We start from the raw sequence: 22,514 nt of genomic DNA, 5'->3' as shown, positions 1-22,514 counted from the left end.
GCCCCGTTACTTCCTGGTGAGAGCCTCGGCGAGGCTCGCCTTGGCGCTGCCGGGCCGCAACGGCTTCTGCTGGCTGTCATGCGGTCGCCATCCCGAAAGATACACGACATCGAAGGTGGCGCGGATGCGCCCGTCCGCGTCGGCGAAGCGCTCGGCATAGATTTCGGCAGCGCGCAGGAAGAGCTTGCGCGTCGCGGGCCGGCGTGAGCGAGCGGTCAGGATGTTCGCCATGCCCATCGCTCGCAGGTCCGCCATCAACTCGAACATCGTGTCGTAACGCACCGTCAGCCGGTCCTGGTCGATCACCGGCAGCGCGAACCCCGTGCGCTGGAGAAGGGCGCCGGCATCGCGCAGTTCCACGAAGGGCAGAACGCGCGGCGCGGCGCCGCCCGCGATCTCGGCCTCCGCGACGATCAGCGACTGGCGAAGCTCGGTGAGCGTTTCGCCGCCGAGCATCGCCGCGAGGAACAGCCCGTCCGGCTTCAGGGCGCGGCGGATCTGCACGAAGGTGCCGGGCGTGTCGTTGGTGAGGTGCAGCGAGAGGTTGGACAGAACGAGATCGACGCTTTCGTCCGCCAGCGGCAGCGCCTCCTCGTCCGCGACGATCGCAAGCGCCGACCCTTCGAGCCAGAGCGGGTCGCGCTCGACGCGCACCAGCCACTCCACTTGTCCGCCGGCCGCGATGTGCCCCGCCAGTTCGCCGCGATGGCCGGCGAGGTCCATCCCGATGTCGAAGCGGCGCTGGACGAGCGACAGACGCTCGGTCAGTTCTTGCGCCACGGACTCGGCGAGGAAGGCGGGTGGCGCCTCGGGTCCGCGCCAATGACGGCGGCGTTGCCGGTCGAGCAGCGCGCGATCGAGAGGGGCGGCTTGGGTGTCCTGCTGGCTCAAGGAGGTCTCCGGGCTTGTCGGGGCCGGGCGTTCGGCTATCGTCGGGGCCCCGCAGCTCAGTTGGGGTGCGCGGCAGGCGAGGGAAAGGGCGAAGTCTTGTCGGTCTGGCGTGTGGCGCTCGCGCCGGTCGAACGCTTCTTCTATCCGCCTGTCTGTGCCGGATGCCAGAGCGCGGTGGGGCAGGCCTCGGCGCTTTGCGCGCGTTGCTGGTCCGGCCTCGTCTTCATCGAGCGCCCTTTCTGCGAAATTCTCGGCACGCCGTTCGCGCACGAGATGGGGGAGGGCGCCGTCTCCCCGGCCGCGATCGCCGAGCCGCCGCCCTTTGCGCGGGCACGTGCGGCGGTGATCCACCACGATCTCGCGGCCCGCCTCGTCTCTGCGCTGAAGTATTCGGACCGCACCGAACTCGCCGTCCTGATGTCGCGCTGGATGCTGCGCGCCGGGATGGAGCTCTTGGCCGATGCCGAGGCCATCGTACCCGTGCCCCTGCATCGTGGGCGCCTGTTTCGTCGCCGGTTTAACCAGGCCGCGGAACTCTCGCGGGCCATCGCAAAGGCGTCCGGCGTGCCGTATCGCCCGCTCGCTCTCCAGCGCGTGAAGGCGACGCGCACGCAGGTCGGCCTCGGCGCCGAGGCGCGTCGGCGCAACGTGCGCGGGGCCTTCGCCGTGCAGCCAGAACGGCGGGGCGAAATCGAGGGCCGGCGCGTCCTCCTCGTCGACGACGTCTTTACCACGGGCTCCACCATCGCCAGCGCTTCGCGGGCCCTTCGCCGCGCTGGGGCGCGGGAGGTCGATGTCCTCACCTTCTCCCGCGCCCCCTGATTCGGCCGCGCGACCGGCGGCAGGCTTGCGCCCGACGATTGCCCGAAGCATATGGAGGGCTTGATTTTCCGAGAGGATGGCATGCCCGAGATCGTGATCTACACGCGCCAGTTTTGTGGCTATTGCGCACGTGCCAAGAGCCTGCTCGACGCCAAGGGCGCGACTTACGAGGAGCGTGACGCGACCTACCAGCCAGAGCTGCGCCAGGAGATGATGCAGCGCTCCGGTCGCGCGACCTTCCCGCAGATCTTCATCGGCGAAACGCATGTCGGCGGGTGCGACGAGCTTTACGCTCTCGACCGCGAAGGCGGGCTCGACCCGCTGCTGGCGGCTTGAGCGCCATGGCCGGTTTCAAGGCCGCCGTCGTCCAGATGCGCTCGGGCATCTCGCCGGAAGCGAACGTCAGCGCCCTGAGGGAACTCGTCGCGGAGGCGGCCGCCGGCGGTGCGCATTATGTGCAGACGCCCGAGATGACGGGGATGCTCTGCCGCGACCGCGCGCAGCTGATGGCCGAGCTCAAGCCCGAGGCGGAGGACCCGGTGGTCGCGGCCGCGAGCGCGCTGGCGGCCGATCACGGCATCGTCCTGCATATCGGCTCGACGGCCGTGGGTGCGCCGGGCGGCATGGCCGCCAACCGCGCGTTCCTCTTCGGCCCGGACGGGGGGCGGATCGCGACCTACGACAAGATCCACATGTTCGACGTCGATCTCGACAATGGCGAGAGCTGGCGCGAATCGCGGACCTACGAGCCGGGCACCGCGGCGGGCGTGGCGGATCTGCCGCTCGGCGGGGAGAACGTCAGGTTCGGCCTCGCCGTCTGCTACGACATGCGCTTTGCGGAGCTCTTCCGTGCTCAGGCGCTGGCGGGTGCTCAGGTGTTGACGGCGCCTGCCGCCTTCACCCGGCAGACGGGCGAGGCGCATTGGCACGTGCTCCTGCGCGCGCGCGCCATCGAGAACGGTGCCTTCATGATCGCCGCCGCGCAGGGCGGCGTCCACGAAGACGGCCGCGAGACCTACGGCCACTCGATCATCATCGACCCCTGGGGCCGTATCCTCGCGGAAGTCAACGGCAACGAGCCGGGCGTCGCGTTTGCCGATATCGATCCCTCGTCGGTCGCCGCGACGCGCGGCAAGATCCCGAACCTGAAGAATCGACGCGATTTCCAGGCGGATTTCCCGGCCCTGCCCGCATGATCCACTTCAATCTGCGCTGCGAGCCGGCGGGGCACACCTTCGATGGCTGGTTCCGGTCCGGAGACGATTTCGAGCGCCAGGCGAAGGCCGGGCTCGTGGAGTGCCCTGCATGCGGCGCGACCCATGTCGCGAAGGCGCTGATGGCGCCGGCCGTCAAGGCCGGGCGCGAGACGTCCGCTCCTTTGCGGGCTCAGGCCGAACCTGTCGCGGGCGGCCCGGCGTCGGAAAAGCTCGCCGCGCTCCATGCGAAAATGGTCGAGATCGCTCGTGAAGTCCGGGCCAATGCCGACAATGTCGGCCGCGGTTTCGCGGAGGAGGCCCGGCGCATCCATTTCGGCGAGGCCGAGGAGCGACGCATCTATGGCGAGGCTTCGCCGGAGGAGATCAGGGGCCTTGTGGAAGATGGCGTGCCGGCCTTCCCGCTGCCGGCGCTGCCGGAGGACAAGCATTGAGCGCTGGCGAGGCGCCGGCCCGCCTTCAGCCGCCGGGCAAGGTCTGGCGCAAGGCGCCGAGCCCCTGCATCGGCGTGTGCAAGTTCCGCGATCGCGGCCATTGCATCGGGTGCCGGATGACCAAGCCGGAAAAGAAGGCCTTTAAACGCATGAAGCGCAAGGCCGAGAAGAAGGCGTTTTTCCTGCAACTCACCGAACGGCTCGAAGAGGCCGGGCGGCTCGCCTACTGGACGCGCATGTACCGTCGCCGCTGCGAGCGGCGCGAGCGGCCTTGTCCGCTCGACAAGCTTCCGCGTTCCGCATCACCAGTGGAAAAGGAGAGCGTCCCCGCCTAACTGGAGGCATTCCAGACAGGGTGCGAGGTGCGGCGGTGGACGATCCGATCAGGCAGGCATGGGCGGCAGCCCCGAGCCCCTGCGTCGACGTGTGCAAGTACAAGCGGCAGGGCCGCTGCGTCGGCTGCTCCATGACCAAGCTCGAGAAGGATACGTTTCCCGCAAGTGGCGGCGCCGAGGCCAAGCGCGCCTTCTTCGAGGCGCTGCTTGCTCGCCTGCAGGCCGAACACAAGAACCCGGCCTTCTGGGCGATCGCCTACCGCCGCAAGTGCGAGCGCGAGGGTGTGCCATGTCCGCTGGACCTTGAGGACGCGGGCTGAGGAGGGCACGGCGCACCGGGAGAACGCAGACCAGCAGCGGGCCGCTCAGCGGTGGAGCGCTGGCAGCCAGTCGGCGACGTGCTGCAACGCCCGGTCGCTTTCACGGCTGGAATCCGGGCGAGCGGGAGCGGAAAGCGTCCCCCGCACTCGGCAGCTCAACACCGACGAACCGGCCAGACCCGCAGCCATTTGCCTCGGCCGTACCGCGATCGGCCGGAGGCCGAATGTCGCAAGCCGACCGGCAAAGCTTCCATTCAGTAAGAAAAAAGCCCGCCGGATCGCTCCGGCGGGCCCGTTCGTCTCGTCGTTCGGCATGGCCTACTTGAGGTGCGCGCGCAGCATCCAGGCGAACTTGTCGTGGACTTCGATGCGCGCGGTGGCCAGATCGTTGGTCGCCCAGTCGCCGTGCTCTTCTGCAACCTGCGCCAGCGCCGAGAGCGTCGAGGACAGCGTCTCCTGATCCTTCATCAGGATCTCGATCATCGTCCTGGCGTCGGCATGGCCGTCATGCTCTTCGATCGCAGAGCGCTCGAGATAGACCGAGTACCGGCCCTCCGCATGCATGTCGAACTGCTTGATGCGCTCGGCGAGCGTATCCTGCCCCTCGAAGTGATCCTCGTAGATCTTCTGGAACAGCTCGTGCAGCGGCCCAAAGGACATGCCCGTCACGTTCCAGTGGAAGTTCTGCGCCTTCAGCGTTTCGATCGCAGTCTCGGCGAGAGCCTGGGTAAGGCCGCCGACGATGTCTTCCTTCGCGCTCGGCTCGATCTTCGCGGCAACCAGTCCCATCATCATCTCCTGCGTCTCGCCGGCGCGCTGCCGACCGTCCTAGTTTGGAATAGGTCCAATGTAGATCGCGAGGGTCGTTCAATCAACCCTCTTTTGAATCATTCTAAACTGGCTTTTCGTCCAGGGCCCGGACGAGGCCGGCGGACAGGAAACGCATCCAGCGGCGATGGGGTTTCTCGACTCGCCAGGCAACGAGCGCGGCAGCCGCGCTTTCCTCACCACGTCGCCATGCTGCGATAAGGCGCAGCATCCAGATCTCGTCGTCGCTCGCGCTCCGGGCGCCTGGGCGATAGACCGTCATTTCCCGCGAGGCGTAGTCGGCAAGGCCGCGGAAGAAGGCGATGGAATAGCGCTCGAGCGAGGCGCCGGTGCCGGCTGCGAGCAGGAAGCAGGCGCGTTCGAGATCGGGGCGCGGGGCAAGACGCGAGCGCAGTGCCAGCCAGCGCAGCCGATCCAGGTCGATGCGCTCATCCTCGCTGAGGGCGTGGGTCTGCGCGAAGCGCCCGGCCGTCGGGCAGCGCGGGAAGGCAAGCACCGTGCGATCCTGCGCGGCCGGCATCTGAAGGCACTGGGATGCGGTCATGGACAAGCCTTCAATTACGGGAATCGCGCGCGACCCCCGAAAAATGTTGACTGCAATCGGCAGGTATTAGCAAGCCATGCGCTCAGGTGCAAAGGGCATGACGCTCACGCACCCAGGAGGAGGCTAAGATCTGTATTTCCCGCCGATGCCTCGTTGCCGGACGCATCGAAGACCGCAGCGACGGGCCGGCGTCCACCGTCCGCAAGGCGATAACTGCGCCACTGCTTCCGGGGCAGTGGCCGAGTGCCCTGCGATCTCGGCCGACAACGCCCAAGTTGAGGACGAGCGCGTCGATGGGCTGCGTTATGGCCGGCGTGCGAGCACCATGTAGTTGACGTCCATGTCCTTCGAGCGGCGCCATTCGTCGGCGAGCGGGTGGTAGACGACGCCGGTCTCGTCGATCATCGAAAGACCGGAACGCTTGACCGGCCCCTCGATCTCGGACGGGGTCACAAGCTTGGAGTACTGGTGCGTGCCTTTCGGCAGCCAGCCGAGAACGTATTCCGCGCCGACGATCGCAAAGGCCAGCGCCTTCATTGTGCGGTTGATCGTGGCGACGAAGAGCAGCCCACCCGGCTTCACCATGTTGGCGACGGACGACAGGAAGAGATCGACGTTGGCGACGTGTTCCACCACTTCCAGCGCGAGCACCACGTCGAACCGCTCGCCCGCCGCGTCCAGCGCCTCGGCCGTCTCGGCACGGTAGTCGATCGCCAGCCCACCTTGTTCGGCATGGATCCGGGCCACCTCGATATTCGTCGTCGAAGCATCGACGCCCACGACGTCGGCGCCGAGGCGCGAGAGCGGTTCGCAGATCAGCCCGCCGCCGCAGCCGACATCGAGAATGCGCAGGCCCTCGAAGGGGCGCGTGGAGGTCAGGTCGCGGCCGAAATTGCCCGAGATCTCCTCGCGCACATAGGCGAGGCGCACCGGGTTGAACTTGTGAAGCGGCTTGAACTTGCCCTCGGGGTTCCACCATTCGGCCGACAGACGCGAGAAGCGCTCGACCTCGCCCTCGTCGATGGTGGTGGCACGTTGCTGGCTCATCTGCGGCATGTCCTGCGGTCGGTCGATTTCAGCGCGCGCAAGGCAGGCGCTTTCGGGGTGCATTCTTGCAGATCGAACCCAAACCCGCTACTGCCCGCCCTGCCTGTCGTTCAAGGCCCATGCGAAGGATCTGGGACGGCACCTCGCCTCGTCCACCTTTCGGTCAGCTCAGAACCGGCAACAGCTCCATGGCCCGTCTCGTCCTGAAATTCGGCGGCACCTCCGTCGCCGATCTCGATCGCATCGCGAACGTGGCGCGCCACGTCAAACGCGAGGTGGACGCCGGCCATGACGTGGCCGTGGTCGTTTCGGCGATGTCGGGCAAGACCAACGAACTGGTGGAATGGTGCCGCGCGGCATCTCCGATCCACGATGCGCGCGAATACGACGCGGTCGTCGCGTCCGGCGAGCAGGTCACCGCCGGGCTTCTCGCGATCACGTTGCAGCGCATGGGCGTGAACGCCCGTTCCTGGATGGGCTGGCAGATTCCCGTGCGCACCGACGGGCAGCACGGCGCCGCGCGCATCCAGGATATCGACGGCTCGGAAATCGTGCGACGCTTCGCGGACGGACAGGTCGCGGTGGTCGCCGGCTTCCAGGGCATCGCGCCCGACAGCCGCATCGCCACGCTCGGCCGCGGCGGCTCCGACACCTCGGCGGTCGCGCTCGCGGCGGCCCTGAAGGCCGACCGCTGCGACATCTACACGGACGTCGATGGCGTCTACACGACCGATCCGCGCATCGAGCCGAAGGCGCGGCGCATGGCCCGCGTCTCCTTCGAGGAGATGCTGGAGATGGCCTCGCTCGGCGCCAAGGTGCTGCAGGTCCGCTCTGTCGAGCTTGCCATGGTCCACAAGGTGCGCACCTTCGTGCGCTCCTCCTTCGAGGACCCGGATGCGCCCGGCATGGGCGATTTCGAAAACCCGCCCGGAACCCTCATTTGCGACGAGGATGAAATCGTGGAAGCCCAGGTCGTCACCGGCATCGCCTACGCCAAGGACGAGGCGCAGATTTCGCTGCGACGTGTCGAGGATCGCCCCGGCATTGCGGCGGCGATCTTCGGCCCGCTCGCCGATGCGGGCGTCAACGTGGACATGATCGTGCAGAACGTCTCCGAGGACGGCACGCGCACGGACATGACCTTCACCGTGCCGGCGGGCGATCTCGCCAAGGCGACGAAGGTGATCGAGGATGCCAAGTCCGAGATGCGCTTTGACGTCGTCCAGTCAGAGCGCGGCCTCACCAAGGTCTCGGTGATCGGCATCGGCATGCGTTCGCACACGGGCGTCGCCGCCACCGCCTTCAAGGCGCTTGCCGGGCGCGGCATCAACATCCGCGCCATCACCACGTCGGAGATCAAGATCTCCATCCTGATCGACGGCGAGTTCACCGAGCTGGCCGTGCGGACCTTGCATTCGGTCTACGGGCTCGACAAAGCTCCGGTCTAATCCATCTTGGAATGCGGGGGATCGGTGGGGATTCGCCGCCTCCCGGATCACGTCTGACGGAAGACGCCCTTGATGCGAAGCGAGTCGCTCGGCCCGCGCGTCCTATTGCGCAAGATGCGCGAGCTGATGGCCGAACAGATCGAGCCGCAGGCCCGGCTCGATGAAATCGTGCGCCAGATCGCCGGCACGATGGCGGCCGAGGTGTGCTCGCTCTACATTCTGCGCGCCGACGGCGTGCTTGAGCTCTACGCCACGCAGGGCCTCAACCCGAAGTCGGTCCATCTGGCCCAGCTTCAGCTCGGCGAGGGCCTCGTCGGCACCATCGCGGCCACGGCCCGCGGGCTGAACCTCAACGACGCGCAGCGCCATCCCGCCTTCACCTACCTGCCGGAGACGGGCGAGGAGATCTACAACTCCTTCCTCGGCGTCCCCGTGCTGCGGGCCGGGCGCACGCTCGGCGTGCTCGTCGTCCAGAATGCGGCCAACCGTTTCTATCGCGAGGAGGAGGCCGAGGCGCTGGAGACGGTGGCCATGGTCGTCGCCGAGATGATCGCGGCCGGCAGCCTGGAAGGCATATCGCGGCCCGGCGTCGTTCTCGATCTTTCCAGGCCCGTGCATCTGGAGGGCATCGGGCTGGCCGACGGCATCGGCCTCGGTCACGTCCTCCTGCACGAGCCGCGTGTCGTCGTCACCAACCTGTTCAATGAGAACGTCGAGGCCGAGATCGAGCGCTTGTCCGCTTCGATCGCCAGCCTTCGCCGCGCCATCGAGGACATGCTGGAGCGTCGCGACATGCCCGCGGAAGGCGAGCATCGGCAGGTGCTCGAAGCCTACCGCATGTTCGCGCATGATCGCGGCTGGGTGCGGCGGCTGGAGGAGGCGGTGCGCAACGGCCTCTCGGCCGAGGCGGCGGTGGAGAAGGTGCAGTCCGACATGCGCGCGCGCATGATGCACATGAGCGACCCGTTCATGCGCGAGCGCCTGCATGATTTCGACGACCTCGCCAACCGGCTTCTGCGCCAGCTCATGGGCAAGATCGCCGATCCCTTCGAGGAAGACGAGCGCGCCGACGCCATCATCGTGTGCCGTTCCATGGGCGCCGCCGAGCTTCTGGACTATCACCCCGAGCGGCTGCGCGGCCTGATTCTCGAAGAAGGAGCCGCGACGAGCCATGTCGTGATCGTCGCCAAGGCGCTCGGCATCCCGGTTGTCGGGCAGGCGACGGGCGCGGTCTCGCTCGTCGAGAACGGCGACCCGATCCTGCTCGACGGGGAGGAGGGCGTCGTCCATATCCGCCCGCCGGTGGAGGTGGAGAAGGTCTTCGCCGAACGCGTCCAGTTCCGCGCGCGGCGCCAGGAACGCTATCGCGAGCTTCGCGACGTCGAGGCGCGCTCGCGCGACGGCGTGAAGATCGATCTCCTGATGAATGCCGGCCTTCTGGTCGACCTGCCGCAGCTCGATCAGGCGAACGCGGCGGGGATCGGCCTCTTCCGCACCGAGCTGCAGTTCATGGTGGCCTCGACGCTGCCGCGCGCACGCGAGCAGGAGCGGCTCTATGCGGCCGTCCTCGATGCGGCCGGCGAACGGCCCGTGACCTTCCGCACGCTCGACGTCGGCGGCGACAAGATGCTGCCCTATCTGCACCAGTCGCCCGAGGACAATCCGGCGCTCGGCTACCGTGCGCTGCGGCTGGCTCTCGACAGGCCGGGCCTGATGCGCACTCAGCTTCGTGCGCTTCTGAAAGCGGCCGGTGGCCGTGACCTGAAGATCATGTTCCCGATGGTGACGGACGTCGCAGAGATGGCGCGCGCGCGCGAACTCGTCCGGCGAGAGCTCGCGCATCTGGAACGCTTCGGCCACGCGATGCCGCGCGACGTCAAGCTCGGCGCGATGATCGAGGTGCCCTCGCTCCTCTTCCAGCTCGACGAACTGATGGCGCTGACCGACTTCGTGTCGATCGGCTCCAACGATCTCTTCCAGTTCTTCAGCGCGGCCGACCGCGGCAATGCCAGTGTCGCCTCGCGCTATGACGTTTTGTCCAAGCCCTTCCTCAAGGCTCTGCGGACGATCGTCGAAGCGGGGGAGCGTAACGGCGTCGAGGTAACGCTGTGCGGCGAGATGGCGAGCCGCCCGCTTCCCGCGATGGCGCTCTTCGCGCTCGGCCTGCGCTCCGTCTCGATGACGTCCTCGGCCATCGGCCCGGTGAAGGCGATGCTCCTCGAACTCGACATCGGGCAATTGCGCGACGCGTTGAAAGCGTTCATGTGCGCGAGCGACGAGACGCGAAGCTTGCGTCGCTTCCTCGAGGAATACGCGGCCGAGCGCGCCATTCCGCTGTAGATCGGCGCGGTCGAGTCACGTTCCACTTCCAGCCCGAATTGCGAGTGCCATGGCGATCCTGCCGCAAGCCACGATGAGCGAAATCCTGAAGCGCTCGGCCTATCTGGAGGCCGTGATGGCCGATGGGCCCGATCACGAGGTCTATTCCAAGGTCGCTGCCGAATTCGCCTCGCTGGAGGACGTCGTTGCCGCCATCCGGACCTTCGAGGCCAGCGAGAAGGAACTGGCGGACCTTCGCGCCCTCATCGACGACCCGGCCTCGGACCGCGAGATGCGCGATCTGGCGAGCGCGGAGGCCGACGAGGTGTCCGAACGCATCGAGGCGCTCTCGAAGGAAATCATGATCCTGCTCCTGCCCAAGGACGCCGCCGACGAGAAGGGCGCGATCCTGGAAATCCGTGCCGGCACGGGCGGCTCGGAGGCCGGACTCTTCGCCGGTGATCTCTTCCGCATGTACCAGCGATACGCCGATCTTCACGGCTGGAAGGTCGAGGTGCTGGAGGCGTCCGAGGGCGAAGTCGGCGGGTACAAAGAGGTCATCGCCTCCGTGAAGGGACGCGGCGTCTTCTCGCGCCTGAAATTCGAGAGCGGCGTCCATCGCGTCCAGCGCGTACCGGCGACCGAGAGCCAGGGCCGCATTCACACGTCGGCGGCCACCGTCGCCGTTCTGCCGGAGGCCGAGGACATCGACATCGAGGTTCGCGCTGAAGACATCCGCATCGACACGATGCGCGCCTCGGGCGCCGGCGGCCAGCACGTCAACACGACCGATTCGGCCGTGCGCATCACGCATCTGCCGACAGGCATCGTCGTGACGTCCTCGGAGAAGTCGCAGCACCAGAACCGCGCCCGCGCGATGCAGGTGCTCAAGGCGCGTCTCTACGACATGGAGCGCCAGAAGGCGGACGATGAGCGCTCGGCCGCGCGCAGGAGCCAGGTCGGCTCGGGCGACCGTTCCGAGCGCATCCGGACGTACAATTTCCCGCAGGGGAGGGTGACGGACCACCGCATCAACCTGACGCTCTACAAGCTTGACCGCGTCATCGAGGGCGAGATGGACGAACTGATCGATGCGCTGGTGGCCGATCACCAGGCAGCCCTCCTGGCCGCCGTCGGTGCCGATGCCTGACGACGCGGCGCGCCCCTCGCTCGGCGAGATCCTGCGCATGGCGCGCGAGCGCCTGCGTGCCGCCGGCGGCGCCACGCCCGACCTCGACGTCGAGCTTCTGGCCCGAGAGGCCTTCGCGGCGACAAGGGCCGAGTTGAGGCTGCGCGCCGCTGAAACGCCTAATTCCGACACGCTTGCCGTCTTCGAAGCGTTGCTCGCCCGGCGCGAGGCGAGAGAGCCCGTTCACCGAATTCTCGGGCGGCGAGCCTTCTACGATCACGAATTCGCGCTTTCGCCGGAAACGCTGGAGCCGAGGCCCGATACCGAGGCGCTGGTGGAACTGGCCGCGCGGGCCCTGCGCGAAAGCGACAAGGATGCGCCGCTCATCGCCGATCTCGGCACCGGTAGCGGGGCCATCGCCGTCTCGCTTCTTGCGCTGTTTCCAAAGGCGCGCTGCATTGCCGTCGACCTGTCGCCCGGCGCTCTTGTCACAGCACGCTCCAATTCGCAGGACGCCGGCGTCGCCTCGCGCTTCTGGCCCGTGGCCGCAGATTATCTCGCGCCGATAGCCGACCGTCTTGATTTGGTCGTCTCCAACCCCCCATATATACCGACATCGGACATTCTTCGTCTCGACCGCGACGTGCGAGAATTCGATCCGCATCTTGCGCTCGATGGAGGAGAAGACGGGCTGGATGCCTATCGCGCGATCGCCCGACAGCTATCCGGGAGCACCTTCGGGGTGCCGGATGTTCTTTTCGAGATCGGGGCGGGACAACTGCAGGACGTATGCGCCATCATGGAAGATGCCGGTTGGGCCCTGCATGAGGTGGCGGCCGACCTTGGCGGCGTCGAGCGAGCGCTCTGGTTCCGCCCCCTTGGTGCCGATCAGCTTCCCTGACGTGAAATGCGTCATGAAAAGGTGGGAACAGCCGTGGTTTGCGCGAAAAACGCCTTGTGAGACCGCCCCCAAACTTCTAAGGACGAGAAGAACAGACGGAAGCGAACGGGGAAACCCCGCAAGAACCGGTTGCATTGGCAGACCGGTGGCGGACAAAGGCTCCGCAATCCGTCGACGTGGCGATCCGATCGCTCGACGGCAACCAGATCGAATTCGGTGAGCATGTGCGGCGCCCCGCGAGTGGGCGCGCAACGCTCCTGAAACCGACGCGCGGAACGACCGCTGACGGTCAGCCGCGATGTGTAGGCCCGCCGGCCAGAGGCCGGATGATCCAGGACAGGAAGAGCATGAGGCCAGGACAGCAGAACAACAACAAGCGGATGCGCGGCCGCGGCCGCAAGGGCCCGAACCCGCTTTCGCGCAGCTACGAATCAAACGGCCCGGACGTGAAGATCCGCGGCACCGCCCAGCACATCGCCGAGAAGTATGCCGCGCTTGCGCGTGACGCGACCTCGGCGGGCGACCGCGTGATGGCCGAGAACTACTTCCAGCACTCCGAGCATTACGGCCGCATCGTCGCCGCCGCGCAGGGCTCCTATCAGCCCGCGCAGGTCGAGCGCGACTACGACGCCGAGGATGAAGACGGCGACGGCGAGGGCCAGGAGGGCTTCGCGCCGCAGCAGCAGAACGGCTACGACCGCCAGAACGGCGGACGCGAGAATGGCGGCGAGCGCCGCGATTTCGACCGCAATCGCGGGGAGAACGGCCAGCGCGATCACAACAACCGCGACAACGGCAACCGCGAAGGCGGCAATCGCGACAACGGCAACCGCGGAGAGCGCAATCGCGATCGCCGCGAGTTCCGCGATCGCAACGACCGCAACTTCAACAACCGGGATCGCCGCGACTTCAACAATGGTGGCGGCCAGCCTTCCGACGGCGACGCTGACGAGCGAACCGCCGACGCGCCGCGTGGTGATGAGAATCGCCGTGACAATCGTCGCGAGCGCGACGAACGTCGCTACGAGGATCGCGCCCCGGCCGCCGAGGATGAGGCCGCGACGCCGACCGCTGCCGTCGAAGCCGCCGGCGAAGTCGATGCCGGTGATGTGCCCGCGCGTCGTCGTCCGGGCCGCCCGCGTCGTCAGCCGCTCGGCGAGACGAACGCCGAGGTGCCGGCCGGCCCGGCCGAAGCCGTTGCGACCGTCAGCGCGGATGCGGCCGCCGAGGGCGTTAGCGAGGCGCCGGTGAAGCGCCGTCCCGGCCGCCCACGCAAGGTGACCGCGCCCGTCGACGCGGCGCCCGAAGGCGACGCCGAGGCTCCGGTGAAGCGCCGTCCCGGCCGTCCTCGCAAGAAGCCGGCGGAAGACGAGGCATCGCCGGAAGGCGAGAGCACGCTTCCTGCGTTCCTCCTGGCATCCAACAACTGATCACCACTGCAGTTCGATAGACGAGTGCCCGGTTCGAGAGAGCCGGGCCCTTTCGCGTCAATGGCTCTACCGCAGGCCCGCGAAGCTTCCCATATCCCTCTTCGAACGGCCCGCCGCATGGGGGCTGGATCCCACCCCTTGCTGCGCCTTGCCGAACGGGAGGCGCGCAGACTGGAGATACGACATGGATATGGAAAAGCTCTCGGAACGCGTGCGCGGCTTCGTTCAGGCCGCGCAGGGGCTGGCTGTCCGGCAGGACCACCAGCAACTGTCGCCCGAGCACATGCTGAAGGTGCTCGTCGAAGACCCCGAAGGTCTGGCGACGGGCCTCATCGAGCGCGCGGGCGGTCGCCCGCAGGACGTGCGCATGGGTGTCGACGCGGTGCTGGCCGCGATGCCGAAGGTTTCGGGCGGCAGCGGCATGTATATGGCGCCAGCGCTCGCGAAGGTTTTCACGACCGCCGAGGATGTCGCCAAGAAGGCGGGCGACAGTTTCGTCACCGTCGAGCGGCTGCTGCTCGCGCTCGCGATGGAGAAATCGGCCAAGACGGCCGATATTCTTGGCAAGGCGGGTGTGACGCCGCAGGGCCTCAACACCGCCATCAACGAATTGCGCAAGGGCCGGACCGCCGACACCGCGTCGGCCGAAGGCGGCTACGATGCGCTCAAGAAATATGCGCGCGACCTCACAGCCGACGCGCGCGACGGCAAGCTCGATCCGGTGATCGGGCGCGACGACGAGATCCGCCGCACGGTGCAGGTCCTGTCACGCCGCACCAAGAACAACCCCGTTCTCATCGGTGAACCGGGCGTGGGCAAGACCGCGATCGCGGAAGGGCTTGCGCTGCGCATCGTCAACGGCGACGTGCCCGAATCCCTGCGCGACAAGCAATTGATGGCGCTCGACATGGGCGCGCTCATTGCTGGCGCCAAATATCGCGGTGAGTTCGAGGAGCGGCTGAAGTCCGTCCTGTCGGAAGTCCAAGCGGCCGCCGGCGGCATCATCCTGTTCATCGACGAGATGCACACGCTGGTCGGCGCTGGCAAGGCGGACGGGGCGATGGACGCCTCCAACCTGCTCAAGCCGGCCCTCGCGCGCGGCGAACTGCACTGCGTCGGCGCGACGACGCTCGACGAGTACCGCAAGCATGTCGAGAAGGATCCGGCGCTGGCGCGCAGGTTCCAGCCGGTCTTCGTGTCCGAGCCGACGGTTGAGGACACGATCTCGATCCTGCGCGGCCTGAAGGAGAAATACGAGCAGCACCACAGGGTGCGGATCTCCGATTCCGCGCTCGTGGCGGCCGCCCAGCTCTCCAACCGCTACATCACCGACCGCTTCCTGCCGGACAAGGCGATCGACCTCGTGGACGAGGGCGCCGCGCGCCTTCGCATGGCCGTCGATTCCAAGCCCGAGGCGCTGGACGAAGTCGACCGGCGCATTATGCAGCTCAAGATCGAGCGCGAGGCGCTGCGTCGCGAGAGCGACGATGGCGCGAAATCCCGGCTCGAGCGGCTGGAGGGCGATCTTGCCGACCTCGAGGAGCAGTCCGCCACGCTGACGGCCTCCTGGCAGGCCGAAAAGGAAAAGCTCGGCAACGCGGCGGAGCTGAAGAAGCGACTGGACGCGGCCCGCAACGAGCTGGCGATCGCCCAGCGCAAGGGCGAGTTCCAGCGCGCGGGCGAACTTGCCTATGGCGAGATCCCCCAGCTCGAGCGCGAATTGCGCGAGGCCGAGGCGTCCGACAATCGCGGCTCGATGGTCGAGGAGACGGTGACGCGCGATCACATCGCGCAGGTCGTCTCGCGCTGGACCGGCATCCCGGTCGACCGGATGATGGAGGGCGAGCGCGACAAGCTCCTGCGCATGGAGGACGTGCTGGCCAAGCGCGTCGTCGGGCAGGGCGAGGCCGTGCAGGCCGTCTCGAAGGCCGTCCGGCGTGCCCGCGCAGGCCTGCAGGATCCGAACCGGCCGATCGGCTCATTCATCTTCCTCGGCCCCACGGGCGTCGGCAAGACGGAGCTGACAAAGGCGTTGGCCAGCTTTCTCTTCGACGAGGAGACCGCGATGGTGCGGCTCGATATGTCCGAGTTCATGGAGAAGCACTCCGTGGCCCGGCTGATCGGCGCGCCTCCGGGCTATGTCGGCTACGAGGAAGGCGGCGTCCTGACGGAAGCGGTTCGGCGCCGACCCTATCAGGTCGTGCTGTTCGACGAGATCGAGAAGGCGCATCCTGATGTCTTCAACGTCCTCCTTCAGGTGCTCGACGACGGGCGGCTGACGGACGGGCAGGGTCGTACGGTCGATTTCCGCAACACGATGATCGTGATGACCTCGAACCTCGGCGCGGAGTATCTGACCGCATTGAGAGACGACGAGGATGTCGACAGCGTTCGCGACAAGGTGATGGACGTGGTGCGGATGAGCTTCCGGCCAGAGTTCCTGAACCGTGTCGACGAGACGATCCTCTTCCACCGCCTCAAGCGTTCGGAGATGGGCGCAATCGTCGACATCCAGATCGCGCGGCTTGACAAGCTGCTTGCCGAGCGCTCGATCGTGGTCGAACTCGACGAGGAGGCGCGCGACTGGCTGGCGACGCGGGGCTACGATCCGGCCTACGGCGCCCGTCCCTTGAAGCGCGTGATCCAGCGCGAGGTTCAGGATCCGCTGGCCGAGAAGATCCTGCTCGGCGAGGTCAAGGACGAAGATCGCGTGAAGATCACCGGGGGCGGTGACCATCTGATCTTTCACGTCGTCGGCTCCAAGCTTGCGGCGACAGGGCCGAAGCGGCCTGATCAGTGCGCGACATGAAAAAGGGCGGCCCCAGGGCCGCCCTTCTTGTTTCGCAACGCTTGCCGGCTCAGTAGTAGCCGACGCCGTAATAGTCGTTCACGCGGCGGCCGTAGGCCTCGTCTTCCCAGTTTGGCCGGTCTCGCTCGGCGTAGCGCGGCGCACCCTGGAGTTGCTCAACGGTCAGACCGACGACGTAGCCACCCTGTCGCTCGTCGTACTTCAGAATGTTCCACGGGAGCGGGTGATACTCTTCGCCGATCCCGAGGAAGCCGCCGAAGGACATGATCGCGTATTTCACATGTCCGTCGCGCTTGCCGATGACGACGTCGTGAATATGGCCGAGGCTGTCGCCGTCGGTGTTGTAGACCTTCGTGCCGTTGACGCGGCTGGCCTCGATGGCGTCCGCGCCGATCTGCACGGGATCCTGCATGCTGGTGCCCAAGGTCGAAGACATCTGGTCTCTCCTTCCGGTCTTGGCCGGGCAATGGGGCGCCCGGTCATAGGGGGTTCGCATCCCTAACGGGCGGGTCCGCCTCACTGTTCCCTGCATCTTGATCGCGCCATGCTTGCGGGGGCGATGGACGCAGGCTAAAGCCGCGCGCCATGTATCGCACCCTTCTTCCCCTTCTCTACGCGGCGTCCCTGAGCGCCTGCGGCACGATCTCGCGCGGCACCGGCGATGAGGTGGCGATCGATGTCGAGCCGCGCAACGCGACCGTTCGCACAAGCCTCGGCCCGGCCTGCGTCGGGCCCTGCAAGGTTCGCGCACCGCGCAGCGCCGACTTCTCCGTCACGGCCTCAGCGCGCGGTTACGAGACGCAGACAGTGGAGGTGAAGCGGCGCGTCAGCCTCGCCGGTGCGGGCAGTGTCGCGCGCAACGCGCTTGGTGGCCCAACGGTCGTCGGTGTCGGCGTCGATCTCTACACGGGCGCGGCATACGACCACGTTCCGAACCCGGTCGTGATCCGCTTGCGACCGGAAGAGGAGACTTCCGGTTTCGTCGGCCCGCGCCGCCGGCCGCCGGACGAAGTTTCACGGCCGCCGCTTTCTGCACAGCCGGCGACAACTCCGGCCTCCTGATCTTCGTCCGCTCTCGAAACCGTCATCTGGCTTCCTCCACGAAACCATCTTCATGTCAGGTTCATTTGGCACTCGTTAGCCGGGTAAGCTCTGGCGATGTGTATGCGTTGTGCTGGCGCGGAGCCGGCACGGGACTTGGAGGTTGCTATGGGGCGCGGGATGAAGCGGGCGACGCTCTCGGGCATCTTGACGGCCGTAATCGCCGCTTGCGCTCTGCCGGCGGCCGCGCAGTTCTACGAACCTTATGATCGTGGTCCGGTCTACGAAGACCGGGGCTTCTACGACGGCACCGAAAGCTTCGTCGATGAATACGGGCGCATCGTCACGGTAGACGCTTATGGCCGCGTCGTCTCGATCGAGGAACGGGGCGGCCAGCCGCAAGGTCAGGGCGGCGCGATCGTCCTGAACGGACCGCCGCCGCCGGGTGCCGTGCTCGAGGGCCGGGCGGGACCTGGCGGGACGCCCGTGTACGACGCGCGACAGGACCCATACCGGCCGAATTGGGGTGGGCCCGCGACCCAAGGTGCCGTCGAGGCGAGCCCGCTGCCGGGTCCCGGTGCCGGCGACCCCTGGAACAACACCCCCGACTTCGGCACCGATCCTTACGCCACCGGCTCGATCGGCCCGCAGGTGCCGGGCGACGGCGTGGAGCAGCGGCAGAGCGATCCGGCTCCGGCCATCCTAGGGCCTACGGGACCCGACTCCAAGGCTGCGGTCGCGGCTTTTCAAGTGATCCTCGATCGCGCCGGCGCCTCGCCGGGTGTCATCGACGGGCGCATGGGCTCCAACGTCAATAAGGCCGTGGCAGCCTATCAGGAGATGACCGGGCGGAGCATCGACTTCTCGGACCCGCAGGTGCTTCTCGAGGAACTCGACGCGACTGGCGGCCCGGCCGTCATGTCCTACACGATCACCAACGAGGACGTCGGCGGGCCTTACGTCGCCTCGATCCCGAGCGACTACGGCGAGAAGGCGCTCCTCTCGCACATGTCCTTCGAGCGTGTCTCGGAAATGCTGGCCGAGCGCTTCCACATGGACGAGCAATATCTGCGCGAGATCAATCCGGGCGCGGATTTCTCACGTCCCGGCACGATCCTGAAGGTGATGAACACCGGCTCGAACGTGACCACCAAGGTCACGCGCATCGAGGCCGACAAGGGACGCACGCAAGTGCGTGCCTACGACGAGGCGGGCAACCTCGTCGCCGCCTATCCCGCCACCATCGGCTCGACGTCGACGCCATCGCCGACCGGCGTGGTCGAGGTGAGCCGTATCGCGATCGATCCGAACTACACCTACAATCCCAAGATCAACTTCCAGCAGGGCGAGAACACCGGCATCCTGACGATCCCGCCTGGCCCGAACGGCCCTGTCGGCACGGTCTGGATCGCTCTGTCCAAACCCACCTACGGCATTCACGGCACGCCGGAACCTTCGCAGATCGGCAAGACGAACAGCTATGGTTGCGTGCGGCTGACGAACTGGGATGCGACGGAACTCGCCAAGCTGGTCACGCCCGGCGTCACGGTCGAGTTCATCGAGTAGCATTCCCGATGGCCGGGGAGGGCAGGGGTGTGCGTATTTTGGTGGCGGCTGTTGCCGCTCTGATGGTCGGCACCGCGCCCGGCCATGCTCAATCGCTCGGTGAGCGCTTCGAACGCATTTTCGGCCCGCCCGTCTCGCAGGACGGCGCGTCGCCGGCGCGTCGCCAGCAGCGTGCTCAAGCGCCTTCAAGGCCCAGCACGCCACCACCGGCGCCAAGCAACGTGCCGCTGCCGCAGGAGCGACCCGAGAACGCCGGGGCGACGAGTGAAGAGCCGGAGGAGCCTGCCGCCGCCCAGCCTGACGATGGCCAGGTGCCGCTCGCGGACGACGACGCCGTGGAAACGCTCGAGACAGGCGAGGAGACGCCATCACAGATCGAGGCCGAGGAACCTTCTTCCGAAGCCGCGGATGAGCCCGCGCCCGATAATGCAGTTCAGGACGCGGCCAGCGCTCCGCCCGAGACGCCGGATGGGGTGCCGACGCCGGCACCGGCTGATCGCCCGGCAGACGATCCCGATGCGGATTATGACGGCGAAACGTCGCGAGACGTCGACGCCCGTCCGCAGGACGCAGACGAGGAGGCTGCGCCGGAGGCGGAGCAGGAGGCAGGGGCGGGTTCGCACGAGAGCGAGCCTGCAGCGCCCGGCGGCGAAGCCGACGAAGCGCGCAATGACGATCCGCCGGCCAGTGAGCCCGAGCTGGAGCCCGAGCCGACGCCTGCCTATGTCTCCCCCGAAAAGGCCCGCACCGTGCCGGAGCCGGCAGCGCCTGAGGTCGAGCCCGCCGGCGTGACACCGGACGCAAGTGTGGAGGCGGCCGCGGCGGTCGATGACGCGATGGAATGCGAGGAGGAACTGCGTGCGCGCGGCGCCGAATTCACCGTGGGCCCGAGTGTTGCCGAAGGCGCCTGCGGCGTTCTGCGACCGATCCAGCTGACTCGCTTCTCGGCCGGCACCGCGATGGCCCCGGAAACGCAGATGCTCTGCCGAACCGCGCTTGCGCTCGACATCTGGGTCAGCGAGGCGCTGGTGCCGGCGGCGCGGGAACATCTGGACGAAGCGGCGCCGGCGACCCTGCGGCACGCTTCGACCTATGTCTGCCGGGACCGGGCGAGCGAGAACGGGCTTTCGGAGCACGGGAAGGGGAGTGCGGTCGACATCGGCGCCCTCGAATGGGAGGGCCGCGCGCCCATCGTCATCGAGGCGCAAGAGGCCGGTTCGCCCGAAGACGAGTTCCTCGCAGACATCCGCCGCGCGGCCTGCGGTCCGTTCCGGACCGTGCTCGGCCCCGGCACGGACGCCGATCATGCGGAGCATTTCCACTTCGACATCGCGGCGCGCTCCAACGGCTCGCTTTATTGCCGCTAAGCGTCCGCGGATCACGCTGCAGTGGATGACATCCCGCGGCGTCTGCCGCCGGCTACTGGCGTCCGGCGATGCGCACATCCTCGCCGGCGTCGTCCATCAAGGCATCGATGCGCTCGCGCTCGCGCTGGAAGAGGGCGAGCTCGTCGCCCTGCAGGGCGCGACCTTCCGGCAGGCGGATGCGCAGCGGGTCGACGCGCTTTCCGTTGACTGAAACCTCGTAGTGCAAATGGTTGCCGGTCGACAGACCGGTCGAGCCGACGGTGCCAATGACCTGTCCCTGCCGCACGCGCGCACCCACCGTCACCCCTTTGGCTATCGAGTTCTGGTGCGAATAGGAGGTCTCGTAGCCGTTGGCGTGCTGGATGATGGTCTGGCGCCCGTAGCCGCTCGACCAGCCCGCCTGCTTCACCACGCCGCCGCCCGACGCCAGGATCGGGGTGCCGCGCGGCGCCGCCCAGTCGACGCCCCAGTGCATGCGCTTGTAGCCGAGGACGGGATGGCGCCGCTCGCCGAAATTCGACGTGAAGCGGCCGGTCGGCACGGGATTGCGCAACAGGAACTGGCGCGTCGAGCGCCCTTCCTCGTCGTAATAGTCGACGCTGTCGTCCTCTTCGGAGAAGAAGCGATAGAAGCGCTTGCGCGTGTCGCCGAAGGCAGCTTCGACGAAGAGGAGTTCGGATTCCGCGCTCGCGTTCTCGCGGCCGGGCTCCAGCGAGTAGAGGACCGTCAGACGATCGGTGGCGGACAGTCGCGACTGGAAATCGACATCGGCCGCCAAGAGGCGGATCAGCCGTTGACTGAGGCGGTCGTTCAGTCCGTGGGCGAGCGCAGCCTGCCAAATCCCATCATAGACGGTGGGCATGTTGGCGCGAAGCGGCGCCTCCACCGCGTTCTCGTCGAAGGCCTCCGCCACGGAGCGGCTGAGCGCGGGCTCGGGCCCCTCCACGAAGGTGCCATCCGAGCGCGCGGCGGCCGTCTTCAGGTGCCGCTCGCCCTTGTAGGCGGAGAGGCGCACGATCGTCTCGGCCTCGCCGACGCCCTTGAGCCCCACACGCAGCACTTCGCCCGCCTCCAGCGTGTCGCGCTTGAGGAAGCCCGCGAGGGCTGCGGCCCCTTGCTCGACATCGGCCGCGTCGTAGCCGCTCTCAGCAAGGGCTTCGGCGATACCGCGCTCCTCGCGGAAGGGCACGATCTCCTCGAAATAGCGCTCGCGCGTTGCGTCGATGCCGTCGGATTGCGCGACCGAAACGTTCTCCTGCACGACGCGGAAGGCCGAACCGGGGACGTATCCGCTCGTCGCATCGCTGATCGAATCGAAGCGGCCGGGATCGAAGGAGCGGAACGCCGCGACCTGGATCGGCTGGCGGTCGAGCCGCCCGGCCGTCGCCCTCACCAGCTTCTCGGCCTCGAAGGTGCCGATGTCGTCCACGGTATCCTTCTCGGCATCCGCGAAGTCGAATGGCTCCATCGACAGCGCGACGTCCGGCTCGACACGACCGCCGTAGATCTGCCCGGCATCGACAGGAGCCGTCGCCGGTTCGTCCTCCTCGTCTTGCGAGAAGACGGCGAGTGGATCGAAGGCGGGATAGTCGGCGCTCGGCGCCTGGCGGGCGGCCAGAAGCATCGAGGCATAGGCGAAGGGCTGGCTGCGGATGACCTCGCGCTCGCCCTCCACCGTCACCGTCGACACCTCGATCGTGCGCCGCGAGCGCGGCATGGGGATGGCGGTCGCGAAGACGCGCTCTCCCTTTTCGAGAAACTGGCCGGGAGGGGCGGCTGCTGCGGCAGCGGCGACGACGCGCGCGGCTGGGCTGGCCATGTGGGTGCGCCCATCATGTGCCGCAGAGAGCGCGATGCCCATGAGAGCCGTCGAGGTCAGACCCGTCAGAAGCGTGCCGGCCAGCCAACGCGCGGAGACCTGACGCCGGTCCGGCCGGCGCCTGCGGTCTGCGATCAGCGGCGGCTCGTCGCCAATGAGGGGTCTCACGCTCCGCGCGTCTTTCATTCTGTTCCTGTCGGTTCCCTCGGCCTTCGGCGACCACCTTGGCGAAATCGAGACACGGCCGAGA

Annotated in this window: 21 protein-coding genes; 15 read left to right on the top strand and 6 right to left on the bottom strand. The window is 67.4% G+C overall.

Features of this window, described 5'->3' with window-relative positions; genetic code table 11:
- Positions 1-6: 6 nt before the first annotated feature.
- On the bottom strand, positions 7-891 hold the full coding sequence (locus H1343_RS15290) for a methyltransferase domain-containing protein (RefSeq protein ID WP_185983694.1): 885 nt from the start codon (positions 889-891) through the stop codon (positions 7-9).
- A gap of 96 nt (positions 892-987) precedes the next feature.
- Here H1343_RS15290 and H1343_RS15285 point away from each other — a divergent pair, with 96 nt between their 5' ends.
- The 6 genes from H1343_RS15285 (at position 988) to H1343_RS15260 (ending at position 4,016) form a co-directional block, all read left to right on the top strand.
- The gene (locus H1343_RS15285) at positions 988-1,713 is read left to right on the top strand and encodes a ComF family protein (RefSeq protein ID WP_246333151.1); all 726 of its coding nucleotides are present in this window, start codon (positions 988-990) and stop codon (positions 1,711-1,713) included.
- An 81-nt stretch (positions 1,714-1,794) separates the two neighbouring features.
- Positions 1,795-2,049, top strand: a complete 255-nt coding sequence (gene grxC / locus H1343_RS15280; RefSeq protein ID WP_185983692.1) for a glutaredoxin 3 — start codon at positions 1,795-1,797, stop codon at positions 2,047-2,049.
- Between the two features lie 5 nt (positions 2,050-2,054).
- On the top strand, positions 2,055-2,909 hold the full coding sequence (locus tag H1343_RS15275; protein WP_185983691.1) for a carbon-nitrogen hydrolase family protein: 855 nt from the start codon (positions 2,055-2,057) through the stop codon (positions 2,907-2,909).
- Positions 2,906-3,361: a DUF1178 family protein gene (locus H1343_RS15270; protein WP_185983690.1), complete on the top strand. Its 456-nt coding sequence runs from the start codon at positions 2,906-2,908 to the stop codon at positions 3,359-3,361. Before H1343_RS15275 ends, H1343_RS15270 begins: the two co-directional genes overlap by 4 nt.
- Positions 3,358-3,696 (top strand): DUF1289 domain-containing protein, encoded by a 339-nt coding sequence (locus H1343_RS15265; RefSeq protein ID WP_185983689.1) that lies wholly within the window; start codon positions 3,358-3,360, stop codon positions 3,694-3,696. The genes H1343_RS15270 and H1343_RS15265 overlap by 4 nt, the downstream gene beginning before the upstream one ends.
- A 35-nt stretch (positions 3,697-3,731) precedes the next feature.
- Positions 3,732-4,016: a DUF1289 domain-containing protein gene (locus H1343_RS15260; protein WP_185983688.1), complete on the top strand. Its 285-nt coding sequence runs from the start codon at positions 3,732-3,734 to the stop codon at positions 4,014-4,016.
- Positions 4,017-4,334: 318 nt separating this feature from the next.
- On the opposite strand, the gene H1343_RS15255 is transcribed toward H1343_RS15260, so the two are convergent.
- The 3 genes from H1343_RS15255 to ubiG all read right to left on the bottom strand — a co-directional run bounded on the left by H1343_RS15255 (position 4,335) and on the right by ubiG (position 6,435).
- Positions 4,335-4,805: a Dps family protein gene (locus H1343_RS15255; protein ID WP_185983687.1), complete on the bottom strand. Its 471-nt coding sequence runs from the start codon at positions 4,803-4,805 to the stop codon at positions 4,335-4,337.
- A gap of 103 nt (positions 4,806-4,908) precedes the next feature.
- Positions 4,909-5,364 carry a hypothetical protein gene (locus H1343_RS15250; protein ID WP_185983686.1) on the bottom strand — a complete coding sequence of 152 codons (456 nt, stop codon included), beginning with the start codon at positions 5,362-5,364 and terminating at the stop codon, positions 4,909-4,911.
- A 327-nt stretch (positions 5,365-5,691) separates the two neighbouring features.
- Entirely contained in the window at positions 5,692-6,435 is a 744-nt protein-coding gene (gene ubiG, locus H1343_RS15245) for a bifunctional 2-polyprenyl-6-hydroxyphenol methylase/3-demethylubiquinol 3-O-methyltransferase UbiG (RefSeq protein ID WP_185983685.1), read from the bottom strand.
- Positions 6,436-6,623: 188 nt separating this feature from the next.
- Between ubiG and H1343_RS15240 the strand changes: the two genes are divergently transcribed.
- The 6 genes from H1343_RS15240 to clpB all read left to right on the top strand — a co-directional run bounded on the left by H1343_RS15240 (position 6,624) and on the right by clpB (position 16,471).
- Positions 6,624-7,883: an aspartate kinase gene (locus tag H1343_RS15240; protein WP_185983684.1), complete on the top strand. Its 1,260-nt coding sequence runs from the start codon at positions 6,624-6,626 to the stop codon at positions 7,881-7,883.
- A gap of 72 nt (positions 7,884-7,955) precedes the next feature.
- Entirely contained in the window at positions 7,956-10,223 is a 2,268-nt protein-coding gene (ptsP, locus tag H1343_RS15235; protein ID WP_185985701.1) for a phosphoenolpyruvate--protein phosphotransferase, read from the top strand.
- Positions 10,224-10,272: 49 nt separating this feature from the next.
- Positions 10,273-11,352: a peptide chain release factor 1 gene (prfA, locus tag H1343_RS15230; RefSeq protein ID WP_185983683.1), complete on the top strand. Its 1,080-nt coding sequence runs from the start codon at positions 10,273-10,275 to the stop codon at positions 11,350-11,352.
- Entirely contained in the window at positions 11,345-12,232 is an 888-nt protein-coding gene (prmC, locus tag H1343_RS15225) for a peptide chain release factor N(5)-glutamine methyltransferase (RefSeq protein ID WP_185983682.1), read from the top strand. Before prfA ends, prmC begins: the two co-directional genes overlap by 8 nt.
- A 347-nt stretch (positions 12,233-12,579) precedes the next feature.
- A complete protein-coding gene (locus H1343_RS15220; protein ID WP_246333150.1) occupies positions 12,580-13,662 on the top strand; it encodes a DUF4167 domain-containing protein in 1,083 nt (360 codons plus the stop codon).
- Between the two features lie 184 nt (positions 13,663-13,846).
- Positions 13,847-16,471 carry an ATP-dependent chaperone ClpB gene (clpB, locus tag H1343_RS15215; protein ID WP_185983681.1) on the top strand — a complete coding sequence of 875 codons (2,625 nt, stop codon included), beginning with the start codon at positions 13,847-13,849 and terminating at the stop codon, positions 16,469-16,471.
- 49 nt (positions 16,472-16,520) lie between these two features.
- Here clpB and H1343_RS15210 read toward each other — a convergent pair whose 3' ends face one another.
- Positions 16,521-16,907: a PRC-barrel domain-containing protein gene (locus tag H1343_RS15210; protein WP_246333149.1), complete on the bottom strand. Its 387-nt coding sequence runs from the start codon at positions 16,905-16,907 to the stop codon at positions 16,521-16,523.
- Positions 16,908-17,056: 149 nt separating this feature from the next.
- Between H1343_RS15210 and H1343_RS15205 the strand changes: the two genes are divergently transcribed.
- The 3 genes from H1343_RS15205 to H1343_RS15195 all read left to right on the top strand — a co-directional run bounded on the left by H1343_RS15205 (position 17,057) and on the right by H1343_RS15195 (position 20,445).
- Positions 17,057-17,533 (top strand): translation initiation factor 2, encoded by a 477-nt coding sequence (locus tag H1343_RS15205; RefSeq protein ID WP_185983680.1) that lies wholly within the window; start codon positions 17,057-17,059, stop codon positions 17,531-17,533.
- Between the two features lie 159 nt (positions 17,534-17,692).
- Positions 17,693-19,078 carry a L,D-transpeptidase family protein gene (locus H1343_RS15200; RefSeq protein ID WP_246333138.1) on the top strand — a complete coding sequence of 462 codons (1,386 nt, stop codon included), beginning with the start codon at positions 17,693-17,695 and terminating at the stop codon, positions 19,076-19,078.
- A complete protein-coding gene (locus H1343_RS15195) occupies positions 18,997-20,445 on the top strand; it encodes an extensin family protein (RefSeq protein ID WP_185983678.1) in 1,449 nt (482 codons plus the stop codon). Before H1343_RS15200 ends, H1343_RS15195 begins: the two co-directional genes overlap by 82 nt.
- Before the next feature lie 52 nt (positions 20,446-20,497).
- Here H1343_RS15195 and H1343_RS15190 read toward each other — a convergent pair whose 3' ends face one another.
- Positions 20,498-22,432 (bottom strand): M23 family metallopeptidase, encoded by a 1,935-nt coding sequence (locus tag H1343_RS15190; protein WP_246333136.1) that lies wholly within the window; start codon positions 22,430-22,432, stop codon positions 20,498-20,500.
- Between the last annotated feature and the right edge of the window lie 82 nt (positions 22,433-22,514).

The organism is Aureimonas mangrovi, from assembly GCF_014058705.1.
GTDB lineage: Bacteria > Pseudomonadota > Alphaproteobacteria > Rhizobiales > Rhizobiaceae > Aureimonas > Aureimonas mangrovi.
The sequence above is the reverse complement of the archived record's forward strand: the minus strand, read 5'-3'. Positions and strand labels throughout refer to the sequence as shown.